The sequence below is a fragment of the Azospirillum sp. TSH64 genome (assembly GCF_003116035.1).
GTDB lineage: Bacteria > Pseudomonadota > Alphaproteobacteria > Azospirillales > Azospirillaceae > Azospirillum.
Genome location: NZ_LGQW01000015.1, coordinates 330,763 through 343,190 on the forward strand (window position 1 = coordinate 330,763; position 12,428 = coordinate 343,190).

At 67.7% G+C, this 12,428-nt stretch carries 11 protein-coding genes; 2 read left to right on the top strand and 9 right to left on the bottom strand.

What is annotated here, in order from left to right; all coding sequences use genetic code 11:
* Both TSH64_RS03010 and TSH64_RS03015 read left to right on the top strand, forming a co-directional pair.
* Positions 1–436, top strand: a 436-nt coding sequence (locus tag TSH64_RS03010; RefSeq protein WP_146208111.1) for an SDR family NAD(P)-dependent oxidoreductase, incomplete at its 5' end; no start/stop codon positions are given.
* A gap of 60 nt (positions 437–496) precedes the next feature.
* Positions 497–1,894, top strand: coding sequence for an aminotransferase class III-fold pyridoxal phosphate-dependent enzyme (locus TSH64_RS03015; protein ID WP_109095503.1), 1,398 nt, complete (start codon positions 497–499; stop codon positions 1,892–1,894).
* Between the two features lie 162 nt (positions 1,895–2,056).
* Here TSH64_RS03015 and TSH64_RS03020 read toward each other — a convergent pair whose 3' ends face one another.
* From TSH64_RS03020 to TSH64_RS03060, 9 genes are all read right to left on the bottom strand, one after another.
* Complete coding sequence (locus TSH64_RS03020) at positions 2,057–3,931, bottom strand: methyl-accepting chemotaxis protein (protein WP_158285332.1); 1,875 nt, start codon at positions 3,929–3,931, stop codon at positions 2,057–2,059.
* Positions 3,932–3,977: 46 nt separating this feature from the next.
* Complete coding sequence (locus TSH64_RS03025; RefSeq protein WP_109095504.1) at positions 3,978–5,084, bottom strand: chemotaxis response regulator protein-glutamate methylesterase; 1,107 nt, start codon at positions 5,082–5,084, stop codon at positions 3,978–3,980.
* 3 nt (positions 5,085–5,087) lie between these two features.
* On the bottom strand, positions 5,088–5,975 hold the full coding sequence (locus TSH64_RS03030) for a CheR family methyltransferase (protein WP_109095505.1): 888 nt from the start codon (positions 5,973–5,975) through the stop codon (positions 5,088–5,090).
* Positions 5,972–6,490 carry a chemotaxis protein CheW gene (locus TSH64_RS03035; protein ID WP_109095506.1) on the bottom strand — a complete coding sequence of 173 codons (519 nt, stop codon included), beginning with the start codon at positions 6,488–6,490 and terminating at the stop codon, positions 5,972–5,974. Before TSH64_RS03035 ends, TSH64_RS03030 begins: the two co-directional genes overlap by 4 nt.
* A gap of 82 nt (positions 6,491–6,572) precedes the next feature.
* Positions 6,573–8,795, bottom strand: a complete 2,223-nt coding sequence (locus TSH64_RS03040; protein WP_109095507.1) for a methyl-accepting chemotaxis protein — start codon at positions 8,793–8,795, stop codon at positions 6,573–6,575.
* An 83-nt stretch (positions 8,796–8,878) separates the two neighbouring features.
* On the bottom strand, positions 8,879–9,331 hold the full coding sequence (locus tag TSH64_RS03045) for a chemotaxis protein CheW (protein ID WP_098734811.1): 453 nt from the start codon (positions 9,329–9,331) through the stop codon (positions 8,879–8,881).
* A 53-nt stretch (positions 9,332–9,384) separates the two neighbouring features.
* Positions 9,385–11,382, bottom strand: a complete 1,998-nt coding sequence (locus tag TSH64_RS03050) for a chemotaxis protein CheA (RefSeq protein ID WP_109095508.1) — start codon at positions 11,380–11,382, stop codon at positions 9,385–9,387.
* A complete protein-coding gene (locus TSH64_RS03055; RefSeq protein ID WP_109046704.1) occupies positions 11,379–11,747 on the bottom strand; it encodes a response regulator in 369 nt (122 codons plus the stop codon). The genes TSH64_RS03050 and TSH64_RS03055 overlap by 4 nt, the downstream gene beginning before the upstream one ends.
* A gap of 4 nt (positions 11,748–11,751) precedes the next feature.
* Complete coding sequence (locus TSH64_RS03060) at positions 11,752–12,075, bottom strand: STAS domain-containing protein (RefSeq protein ID WP_109095509.1); 324 nt, start codon at positions 12,073–12,075, stop codon at positions 11,752–11,754.
* Positions 12,076–12,428 lie beyond the last annotated feature (353 nt).

The window sequence follows — 12,428 nt, forward strand, 5'->3', positions numbered from 1 at the left end:
CAACGTCACCGGGCTGTTGACGATCACCCGCCTGCTGCTGGACCGGCTGATCGCAGAGCGCGGGCTGATCGTCAACCTCGCCTCCATCGCCTCCAACTGGCCCTATCCCGGCGGCAACGTCTATGCCGGCACCAAGGCCTTCGTGAAGCAGTTCTCGCTCGGTCTGCGCTGCGACCTGTCGGCGCAGGGCGTGCGCGTGACCTCCATCGAGCCGGGCCTGTCGGAGAGCGAGTTCACCCTGGTGCGCACCGGCGGCAACAAGGATGCCTACGACGCGCTCTATGGCGGAGCCAACCCGCTGCAGCCCGAGGATATCGCCGAGACGGTGCGCTGGGTGGTCTCGCTGCCCTCCCACGTCAACATCAACAGCGTGGAGATCATGCCGGTCAGCCAGTCCTGGGCGCCGTTCAGGATCCACCGCGAAACACCCGCCTGATCCCGCCCTTTCCTGATCCCGCCGCAACCGGCACCGCATCCCACCCCTAGGAGATGACCGATGGATGACGTCCTTCGGAACGACCTGTCACGCACCAACGACATCCGGCATGTGATCGAGGCCGACCGCGCCCATGTCTGGCACCATCTGACCCAGCACAAGGGGTTCGAGACGACCGACCCGCGCATCTTCGTCGAAGGCAAGGGCATGCGGGTGTGGGACGCCGCCGGGCGCGAATATCTCGACGCCGTGTCGGGCGGCGTCTGGACGGTCAATGTCGGCTATGGCCGGGCCAGCATCGCCGACGCGGTGCGCGACCAGCTGGTCAAGCTGAACTACTTCGCCAATTCCGCCGGGTCGATCGCCGGCGCCCGCTTCGCCGAGAAGCTGGTGGCCAAGATGCCGGGGATGAGCCGGGTCTATTATTCGAACTCCGGTTCGGAGGCGAACGAGAAGGTGTTCAAGATGGTGCGCCAGATCGCGCACCGGCACCATGGTGGCCGCAAATCCAAGATCCTCTACCGCGAGCGCGACTATCACGGCACCACGCTCGGCACGCTGGCCGCGGCGGGGCAGGCGCAGCGCCGCGCCCAGTTCGGCCCCTTCCCCGAGGGTTTCGTCGAGGTGCCGCATTGCCTGGAATACCGCAGCCAGTACGGTGCCGTTGAGAATTACGGCGAGCTGGCCGCCGACGCCATCGAGGCGGTGATCCTGCGCGAGGGGCCGGACACGGTGGGCGCGCTGTGCCTGGAGCCGATCACCGCCGGTGGCGGTGTCATTACCCCACCCAAGGGCTATTGGGAAAAGGTGCAGGACATCTGCCGCCGCCATGACGTGCTCCTGCACATCGACGAGGTGGTCTGCGGGCTCGGGCGCACCGGCACCTGGTTCGGCTACCAGCATTACGGCGTGCAGCCGGACTTCGTCACCATGGCGAAGGGCGTGGCGTCCGGCTATGCCGCCATCTCCTGCACCGTGACGACCGAGCGGATCTTCGAGCTGTTCAAGGACGATCCCGCCGACCCGATGTCCTTCTTCCGCGACATCTCGACCTTCGGCGGCTGCGTCGCCGGGCCGGCGGCGGCGCTGGAGAACATGCGGATCATCGAGGACGAGAATCTCCTCGCCAACACCCGGGCGATGGGGGAGCGGCTGATGGCCGGCCTGTGGGAGCTGTCGGAGCGCCACCGCGCCGTCGGCGACGTGCGCGGCAAGGGCCTGTTCTGCGGCGTCGAGCTGGTGCAGGACCGGACGACGAAGGAGCCGGCGGAAGAGAGGCTGGTGCAGGCGGTGGTGGCCGACTGCATGGCGAACGGCGTCATCATCGGCGCCACCAACCGCTCGCTGCCCGGCCTGAACAACACGCTGTGCCTGAGCCCGGCGCTGATCGCCACCGCCGACGACATCGACCGCATCGTCGCGGCCATCGACGGCGCCTTGTCGCGCGTCTTCGGCTGAAGGACGGCACGTCCGCAAGCCCGGTTGCCGCCGGGTTGCCGGTGCTCCGCCTGCTGCGGGGCACCGGCGCGGTGGAAGGCGTACTTGCGGGTCCACGATGCCGCGAAGCGTTCCGAGAGGCCGGTGCGGGTCGGCTACGCGCAATTCCTCAAAGGCAATGTCTCAAAGAAAGAACTCGTCGATCTCGCCGCCCTGCTCCTGGCCGCTTTTCTCCGGGCCGGCTTTCTCCTGGCCGGTTGGCCCCCGGCCGCCTTGCAGGCCACCGAAAAGCTCGGAATGGATGCTTCTCTCCCGTTCCGCGGTATACTGCGACGCGAAGAGCCGGTTCAGGTCGTCGGAAATTCCCGGGGCATGGATGTCTCCCCGTCCGGCATAGGGCTGCATCCGGTCGACGAAGCGTTGGGTGAAGCCTTCGAGCCGAAGCTCCATGCCCAATCGGCCTACCGTGCCGGTCAGCACCTTGGAGGCCTCCGCGCAATCGCCGGTCATGGTCGACAGGGAACGCATCTGATCGGCATGCAGCCGCTTCAGGCAGTCCATGGAGCCGGTCATGGCATCCACCAGCTCCATCGCCACCCGATGGTTGGTGCCCGACCGCCGGTCCAGGCCGTTCGCGCGGTCGGTGGCCGCATGGATCGCCTCGGAGATCGCCTTCGACATGTCCTCGGTCCGGCGGCTGCACGCGCGCAGTTCCTGTGCAACCACGCCCAGCGCCCGCCCCGCATCGCCAAGGCGCGCGCATTTCAGCGTCGTGTTCAGCCCCATCAGCCGCATGTCGGTGTCGATGGAGCGGATGGCGAGAACATCCCGCCCCATGGCGACGAAACCGCCCGAGACTTCGCCGACCTGCCTGCGGATGATGTCGTCGGAGCGGCGATAGTGATGCAGTAGCTCCAGCGCCCGGTCGACGTCGCCCGCGACATCGTGCAGAACGGACTTGCCTGCCGTTTTGCCGGCAGCCGGGATGTCGCCGCCCGACCCGAACAGCTCCCGGGCTTCCTGCGCGATGCTGTCCGCATCGCGGGCAAGCGCTTCCAGATTGTCCTTCAGCGACGCCACCTGACTGCCGAAATCGGCGCACGCCTCGACGCACTGGCGAATTTCGAGGGTGCAGATCGCCGCCGACAGATCCTGCCGGTGTCCCAGCTCCAGCTCGGCCAGCCATCGCAGGTCCCGTGCCACGGATGACGCCGGGGGCGGGTCCGCCAGCAGGGCCAGCACATCCATGGCCGTGCCGATATGGGCCAGCCGCTGGCAGGTGAAGTCGCCGACCTGAAGGTCGCTGATGCAGCGGGCGATCCGCCGGCCGATCTCCTCGACACGGCCGACGAAGCGCTGCGATGCCGCCTGCGCGGTGCGGCGGTATGCCGTCAAGCGGTCCAGGCTTGCCTGCAGACGGCTGCCGACATCGTCCAGGCGGGTGCGGTTGTCGCGCTCGAACGCACCGGCGCCGTCCTTTGCCGCGGACATGGTCGTGCGCAGATCGGCGAGGCGTCCGATAGCCTGCGTCGTCGCCGCCTCGGCCAGACGGTGGAGCCGGTCGATTTCCCGGTTGAACACGCTGAAATCGTCGCTGCCGGTGCGGATCTGGACCGACTGGACCTTCGCGTTGATCGCCAGGGCGGTGATCTCGCCGATGATCTTCGACAGGGTGGCGAGCAGGGCGGCCATATCGGCCCCCGTGCAATCGAGATCGGTCAGATCGGCCAGCGTTTGCCGGAGATTGCCCGCCAAGCCGTCGGTCACGCTGCGGACGGTGCCCAACCGTTTGCAGGCATCGGCGCCGTCCTCGCTGTCGATCAACATGGACAGGGCGCTGAAGCGGCCGGCGATGGCCGTCATCCGCTCCAGCGTCTGCGACAGCGTTTCGCCGACCGTCAGGAAGGTCGTCTCGATCGGCGCCGATGCGGCGCGCAGTTCGGCGCTCAGCGAGCGGATCAGTCCGGTATCCGGGCCGGCGCCTGGGCCGGACTGGGAAGCCGCCGGGAGGGCGCCGCCCGGACCGCCGAGGGCCACTGCGTCAACGGTGCTGTACATGCCGGAAGCCTTTTCCAAACGGATGCGTCAGGGGAAGCGGATATGGTCACGAGCGGTCATGGCGCAGGATCTCGCGCGGGATCGACGAAAGTCCCACCACCTTGTCCACCCCGCCCCGCGCGATGGCCTCCTTCGGCATGCCGAAGACGACGCAGCTCTCCTCGTCCTGGGCGACGGTGAAGGCGCCGGCCTGCTGCATCTCGCGCATCCCGGTGGCGCCGTCGTCCCCCATTCCCGTCATGATGACGCCGACGGCATTGCCGCCGGCGCAATGGGCGGCCGACCGGAACAGCACATCGACCGACGGCCGGTGCCGCGACACCAGCGGCCCCTCCTTCACCGCCACCAGATAGCGGGCGCCGCTGCGTTGCAGCAGCATATGGCGGTTGCCCGGCGCGATCAGCACCTGCCCGCGCAGCACCGTGTCGCCGTCGCGCGCCTCGCGCACCGTCATCTCGCACAGGCTGTCGAGCCGGCGGGCGAAGGCGGCGGTGAAGCTTTCCGGCATATGCTGGACGATGACGATGCCGGGACTGTCGGCGGGCAGCGCCTCCAGCACCTCGCGCAGGGCCTCGGTGCCGCCGGTGGACGCGCCGATGCAGATGACGCGCTCGGTGGTGCGGGCCATCGCCCCGCCGCTGGGGGCCGGCATCATCACGTCGGCGCTCAGCTTCGGTTCCGGGGCGCGGGTGCGGCCGAGTGGAGTGGGAGTGGCGGCGGCGGAGGCCGGGCGGGCGGAAGGGCGCGGGCGGGCGCGGGCCGCCGCCTTCACCGTGTCGCAGATGCGGACCTGGGCGTCGAGCAGGCTCTGGCGGGTGTCGATCCGCGGCTTCAGGATGACGTCGACGGCTCCGGCCTCCAGCGCCTGCATCAGCGTCTCGCTGCCATCCTCCACCAGCGAGGAGCACATCACCACCGGGATCGGGTGCTGGCTCATCAGCTTGCGCAGGAAGGTGATGCCGTCCATGCGCGGCATCTCGACGTCGAGCGTGATGACGTCCGGCGCCTCCTCCGCGATGCGGCGGACGGCGGCATAGGGATCGGCGGCGGTCCCCATCACCTCGATCTGCGGATCGGACGACAGGATGCCGGCAAGGGTCTGGCGGACGGTCGCGGAATCGTCGACGATCAGCACGCGGATCTTCTGGCCCATCGTTCAGCTCCGGACGAAAATGGCGGAACCCACCTGTTTCACGGGCAGGTCCATGTTGGCGATGGTCTCGCTGTGGCCGACGAACAGGTAGCCGCCGGGCCGCAGATGGCCGCACAGCTTCTCCAGCACCCTCTGCTGCGTCTTCTTGTCGAAATAGATCAGGATGTTGCGGAAGAAGACGACATCCATGTCGCTCGCCACCGGATAGACCGGATCCATCACGTTGAGATGGCCGAAGCGGACCGACTGGCGGACCGGCGGCACCAGCCGGACCGTGGGATTGCCGTCGTCGCGCGACCGCATCAGATAGCGTGACGCGAAGGGGGCGGGCACCATTTTCGCCATGTCGAGCGGGTAGACGGCGGTCTTCGCGGCGGCCAGCGCTTCCGTGCAGATGTCGGTGCCGATGATCTCGTGGCGGATCGGCGTCCCGGTGCCGGCACGGTCGAGCAGCAGCATCGCCACCGTGTAGGGCTCCGCCCCGGTCGAACAGGCCGCACTCCAGATCTTGAGCGGGCGGTCCTGGCCGGGCCGGTGGGGGAGACGGGACAGGGCCGGAATGGCGGTGCCCATCAGGTAGCGGAAATGCTCGATCTCGCGGAAGAAGTCGGTCTTGTTGGTGGTGACGGCATCGATCAGGTCGACCATCTCGCCGTCCAGCCCGCCGTCGTCCAGCACATGGCGGCAATAGGCGTTCATGTCCGGCAGACCGAGCGCCCGCAGACGGCGGCGCAGACGGCCTTCCACCATGGTCCGCTTGCCGGGCGGCATCCGGATGCCGGCATGGCGCTCGATGATGGCGGCGAGCCGGGCGAAGTCGCGCTCCGACAGGGTGTCGGAGGACGACCGCCGCGATCCTTCCTCTGGCTGCGGATCGTCGTGATCGATCATGACACCCCGTCCGCCATCAGGCCCGCCATACCGTCGGCCATGTCCAGCAGAGCCACGTCGTCCTCGGCGAACAGCCGGGCGATGTCGAAGACGATGACGAACGTTCCGTTGGAACGGCCGATGGCCTGGATGCAGTCCGACCGCCAGCGACCGCCGACCTGGGGCGGCGTTTCCAACCCGCGCTCGTCGAGCGCGGTGACCTCGAACACCCGGTCGGCGATGACGCCGACAGTGATCGACTGCCCGCGCTGCGGCACGTCGAGCACGACGATCCTGGTGTTGGCGGTGGGCTGCGCCGCCGGCAGGCCCAGCTTGACCCGCAGATCGACGGTGGGCACCCCCTGCCCCCGCACGTCAATCATGCCGACCAGGAAGGACGGCGCATGCGGCAGGCGGGTGATCGGCTGGAGATCGAGGATCTCGCGCACGATGGCGACCTCTATGGCGAACACTTCGCGATCGATGCCGATCGTCACATATTGCGCCGGTTCGCGGGGCGCGGTCGCGCTGGTCATCTGCGGCTTCCGGTTCGGGGGACGGAACGGCGGGATGACGCTGCAAGCACCATCCCTCCTTGCATGGGAAAGGGCCCGGCGATCAGAACGCGGTGTAGCGGGCGTCGAGCGCGTCGGGGCCGCTGCCGCCTTCCAGCGCGATCTTCACGCCGCGGTCCCTGCCGTTCAGCTTCGCCGCCGGCTTCTGCGTCATGGTGACGACCGTTGCAGGACGGCGGGCGGCCGGGGGCTGGGCCTGCGCCGGCCGGGCCTGGGCGGCCACAGCGACCGGGCTGCGAACGGCGGAGCGGGCGGCGGCTTTCTCCTCCACCGTGAAGTACGAGATGGTGTCCTGAAGCTGCGTCGCCATCGACGACAGCTCCTCCGAGGTCGCGGCCATCTGTTCCGACGCGCTGGAGTTCTGCTGCGTCACCTTGTCGAGCTGCTGGATCGCCTGGTTGATCTGCTCGGCACCGATGTCCTGCTCGCGGCAGGCGGCGCTGATCTCCTCGACCAGTTCGGCGGTCTTGCGGATGTCGGGCACCAGCCGGGCCAGCATCTGCCCGGCCTCCTGGGCGATCTTGGTCGATTCCGCCGACAGGGAGCTGATCTCCGCCGCCGCACCCTGGCTGCGCTCGGCCAGCTTGCGCACCTCCGAGGCGACCACGGCGAAGCCGCGGCCATGCTCGCCGGCCCGCGCCGCCTCGACCGCGGCGTTCAGCGCCAAGAGGTCGGTCTGGCGGGCGATCTCCTGCACGATGCTGATCTTCTCGGCGATGGTCTGCATCGCCTGCACCGCCTTGTTGACCGCCTCGCCCGACGCCTGCGCGTCCTTGGACGACTGGCGGGCGATCTTCTCGGTCTGGGTGGCGTTCTCGGCGTTCTGCTTGATGTTGGCGGCCATCTCCTCCATCGAGGCCGAGGCCTGCTCGGCGGCGGACGCCTGCTCGGTGGAACCCTGCGACAGCTGTTCGGAACTGGCCGACAGCTCCTGGCTGCCCGCGGCGACATTGTCGGAGGCGGACAGCGCGTCGGTCACCACGCCGCGCAGCTTCTCCAGCATGGTTTCCAGCGCCAGGCCCAGCGTGTCCTTGTCGGACTGCGGACGGGCCTGGACGGTCAGGTTGCCGCGGGCAATCTCGTCGGCGACCTCGGCGGTCGCCCGCAGGTTGGCGGTCATGCTGTTCAGCGCCGTCACCAGATCCTTGATCTCGTCGTCGGTCGACACCTCCACCTTCCGGCCGAGATCGCCGATGGCGACCGCATCGGCCAGACCGACCGCCTTGCCGAGGCCACGGGCGATGGAAATGGCGATGTAGGCGCCGGCGGCGATGGCGATCAGCAGGGCGATGGCGACGGCGCCGATGGTGACGGCGCGGATCTGGGCGTAGGTGGCCTCCGCCGCCTGCCGGTCCTGGGTCATGCCCTTCTCGGCGTCGGCGACGAGATCGTTGGCAATCGTCGCCAGCTTGGTGGCGGCGGTCCGCACCTCGCCGATGGACAGCGCCAGCGCCTTCACCTCGGTGTTCTTGCGGGCCAGGGCCACGACGTCGTCGGTCAGGCGCAGATAGGCCTGGTAGCGCTCAAGGAAGGTAGCGAACACCCGGATGTCGTCGTCGGCGGTCAGACGGGCGCGGATCTGCTCCTGCTGCTGGGCAACGCGCTTCAAAAGATCGGGCAGCGGCTTCAGCGCGACTTCCGTCGAGGCGTCGTCGGACACCAGAAGCGCATTGCGGACGACCACGCGGGCGGCCATCCAGTCCGTCGTCATCCGGCGGACCAGATGGGCGATGGCGATCTGCTCGGCGCTGGCCTGCGAGCCGTTTTCGACCCGGTCGAGCAGCGGGCGCAGTGCCTCCTGCGCGACATTGACCGTCTCGTTGGCGGTGCCGGTCAGCAGTTCGGCGCCCTTGCCGTTGGAGTGGACGCGGCCCACGGACCGCACCTTGTCCTGGGCGGTGTTGAACTCCGCCATCACGGCTTCGATCTGGGTCAGCTTGCGCTGGGCCTCCGGATCGGCGACGCGCCGGTACTGTTCCAGGATTCCCTTGAACTCTTCCCGGCGCGCCAGGATCGCCTTGTCGAAGCGGTCCATGTCCTCCTCGCTGTTCGACAGCAGGAAGTTCTTCTCCTCGCGCTGGATCAGATAGACCGTGGTCGGCATCTGGCGGGCGACGTTGATCCGCTGGGACGATACGCTGACGAGTTCCTCGATCTTCTGGTTCAGGTCCGACAGCCCGTTCAGGGCGATGCCGGCGGTGGCGGCGGACAGCAGGATGACCGTGCCGAATGCCGCGACGATTTTGGCCTTGATGGAGATGCGCATGGTCGTTCCTCGCTCCGCGAACCGGTGCGGCCTGTCCGATGGTTGGGACGGCGCTGGCCGGTCTGGTTTCCGTTGTCCTGAGTTCAGTGGGTCGTGAAGATGCGGACGATGTCCGGAATGACGATGAAGTCGTCGCCGCGCTTGCCGATCCCCTTGATCAGGTCGGGGTTCCAGCGCATGCCGATGTCGGGCGTGTCCTCGATGGAGGCGCCGGCGATGCCGGTCACCTCATGGACCTTGTCGGCCAGCAGCCCGACCACCGTCGGCTCGTCGTCCAGCAGGATTTCGACGACGACGATGCGGGTGTCGATGGTCGGCGGCGTGCGCTCCATGCCGAAGCGGATGCGCAGGTCGGCGAGCGGCACCACCTTGCCGCGCACGTTGATCAGGTGGCCGACCAGCGGCGGCGCGCCCGGAACCTCGGTCTGGGGAACGATGTCCAGGATCTCGTGGACCGAATTGGCGTCGATGGCGAAGATCTCGCCGCCCAGCCCCAGGGTCAGCGCTTCAAAGGTCTCTGTCCCGGTGACGGCCATGCCGGCCTCCCTGTGAGGTCTGTCGGTGGAATCGGTTCGCTTTTGAGGAGCGCTCAGCAGGCTTCGCGCCGCAGTTCCTGCGTCTGGCCGGCGGCGACGATCTGCGCGATGTCGAGGATCAGCGCGACCGAGCCGTCGCCCAGGATGGTGGCGCCGGAGAAGTTGGCGACGCCGGCATGCAGCTTGGACATCGACTTGATGACGGTCTGGTGGTCGCCCAGCACCTGATCGACCACCAGACCGACGCGCTTGTCGCCGGAGGAGATGATGACGATCTTCTGATAGGGATCGGGCGGATGACGGACGGCGAAGCTGTCGCGCAGACGCAGGAACGGCACCAGCGCGCCGCGGATGTTCAGGAAGTTGCGGTTGGCATGGCGGCGTTCGACATCGGCCGGCAGCTCGACGCATTCCTCCACCGCGAACAGCGGGATCACGTAGCGCCCCTGCCCGACCCGGACCAGCAGCCCGTCGATGATCGCCAGCGTCAGCGGCAGGCCGAGCGTGATCTCGGTGCCGCCGCCGGGAAGACTGGACACCTCGATGGTGCCGCGCAGCCCGTCGATCGTGCGCTTGACCACGTCCATGCCGATGCCGCGGCCCGACACGCTGGTCAAGGTCCGCGCCGTCGAGAAGCCGGGATGGAAGATCAGCTGGAACAGCTCGGCATCCGACAGCTTGGCACCGGGCGGGATCAGCTCCTGCTCCTCGGCCTTGGCCCGGATGCGGTCACGGTCCAGCCCGCGCCCGTCGTCGCGGATGGTCATCAGCACGCGGGTTCCGGCATGGCGGGCCGACAGGTGGATGCGGCCCTGCGGCGCCTTGCCGGCCGCCACGCGCTCCGCCGCCGGTTCCAGCCCGTGATCCAGGCTGTTGCGGATGATGTGGACGAGCGGGTCGTTCAGCCGCTCGATCATCGTCTTGTCCAGCTCGGTCTCCTCGCCGGACATCGTCAGCGCCACGTCCTTGCCCAGTTCCTGCGAGAGGTCGCGGACCAGCCGGCGGAAGCGGCCGAACAGCGATTCCACCGGCACCATGCGGATGCCCATGGTGATGTCGCGCAGCCCGTTGGACAGCCGTTCGATCTCCTCGGTCACCGACTTGATCTGGAGATCGACGCTGTCGGAAATCAGCTGCTTCAGACGGGCATGGGCGATCACCAGCTCGCCGACCTGATCCATCAGATCGTCGAGCCGCTCCGCCGGCACGCGGATCGAATTGGCCGCCGGCTGCGCCCTGCCCTTTTCGGCCGCTCCGTCCGCCTTCGACGGGGCCGGCTCCTTCGACGGGACAGGCCCGGCCACCATCGCCGTCACGGGCATCGGCACCGGCTCCTGCTCCGCCCCCGGCTCCGGCATCGCAGACATCGGTTCGATGGTCAGTTCGGTCTCGTCGATCACGAAGATGAACACGTCTTCGATGGTCGAGCGCGGATGGGTGGTGGTGAGGATCAGCTCCCAGCCGATGTGGCAGCTGGTCGGTTCCAACGCCTCCAGCGGCGGAACGTCGTCGGTCAGGGCGACGATCTTGGCCTCGCCCAGCCCGCGCAGCTCGTCGAGCAGCAGCAGCGGGTTGGTTCCGCGCTCCAGCGCGTCGGGAGCGAGCCGGAACCGGACACGCCAGCTCGCCCGGCTTTCCTCGTCGTCGCGCTCCCGGCCAAGGGGAGCGGACATCGCGGCACTGCCGCTCAGGTCCGCCAGCCGGGCCAGGATGCCGTCTACTACGGCAGGGTCGGCACTGGCGGGGTCCTCGATCAGGATGCGGATATGGTCCTTGGCGGCAAGGGCGATGCCGATCATCGCCGTCGTGGCGGCCAGTTCGCCCTTGCGCATCCGGTCGAAGGCGCTTTCCAGATGATGGGTGAAGCTCGCCGCAGCCTCGAACCCGAACATCGAGCCGGAGCCCTTGATCGTGTGCAGGGCGCGGAACGCGGTGTCGAGCGGCTCGCGGTCGGTGGGGTTCTGCTCCAGACGGAGCAGTGCGGATTCGAGATCGGCCAGAAGCTCCGCCGCCTCTTCGCGGAAGACCTGGCCCGGGTCGCCGCCGGTCATGTGCCGACGATCTTGCGGACGACGCTCAGCAGCTGGTCCTGCTGGAACGGCTTGACGATCCAGGCGGTGGCGCCGGCCGCCTTGGCTTCGGCCTTCTTGCCGGCGTCGGATTCGGTGGTCAGGAAGACCATCGGGATGCCGCGATAGGCCGGCAGCGTCCGCAATTCGCGGATCAGCGTCAGGCCATCCATATTCGGCATGTTCAGATCGGTCAGCACCAGATTGAAGCTGCCGGACTTCGCCTTGACCAGAGCGTCACGCCCGTCCGCGGCCTCCACCACCTGATAACCGGCAGAGGACAGGGTCAACTTCACCATCTGGCGCATGCTGGCGGAATCGTCGACGGCTAGTATGGTCTTCGCCATGATGTCAGGGCACTCCAATCCAGAATTCATCCGCCTTGCGCGTCGGTCCGGACATACCGATGAAGCCGCCCCGTTCGAGGGCATCGCGCATCGATGCTGAGATCGGCTGCTTGAGGTGAAGGCCGATGCCCCGCCCGGCTGCGCTCGTGCGTGCCGCCAGCAGAAGTTGAATGAAACAGATCGATGTCTCTCCAACTTCACTGCAATCGACATCGACCCGGCCAGCCGAATTCAGCGAATCCCGAAGCCGGTCGCGAACGTCCTCGACTTCGATGAGCGTCATCGGGCCAACGCAGTCCACAACAACGCTTCCACTGAGATCGGCCATTTTTCTTCACCGCATTCGCCGCGTCATCGCATTCGCCACGTCGCCGCAAGGCACATGTTGAAATTTTATATCGCGTCAGTCTGCGTAATTGAAATTCGGGATATCCCCAACCCCGGTTTCATCGCAACTTAATGGCCGCGAAAGATGATATAGCGTCTATATTAGACTCTTCATTGGCACCGAGCCGGTGGCAACGCGCGGCGGATCGCTTCGAGCCAATGGCCGACAGCCCGCTTTGGGTCATGCGCATGGCTTTTCCCGGCAGCGCCTTGCCGGCGCAGCCGGCGGCGGCTTCCCCTCCCCATCCGGTCACGGCCGGCAATCGTGTGCGTGTTTGCTGCCGCCGCCCACCT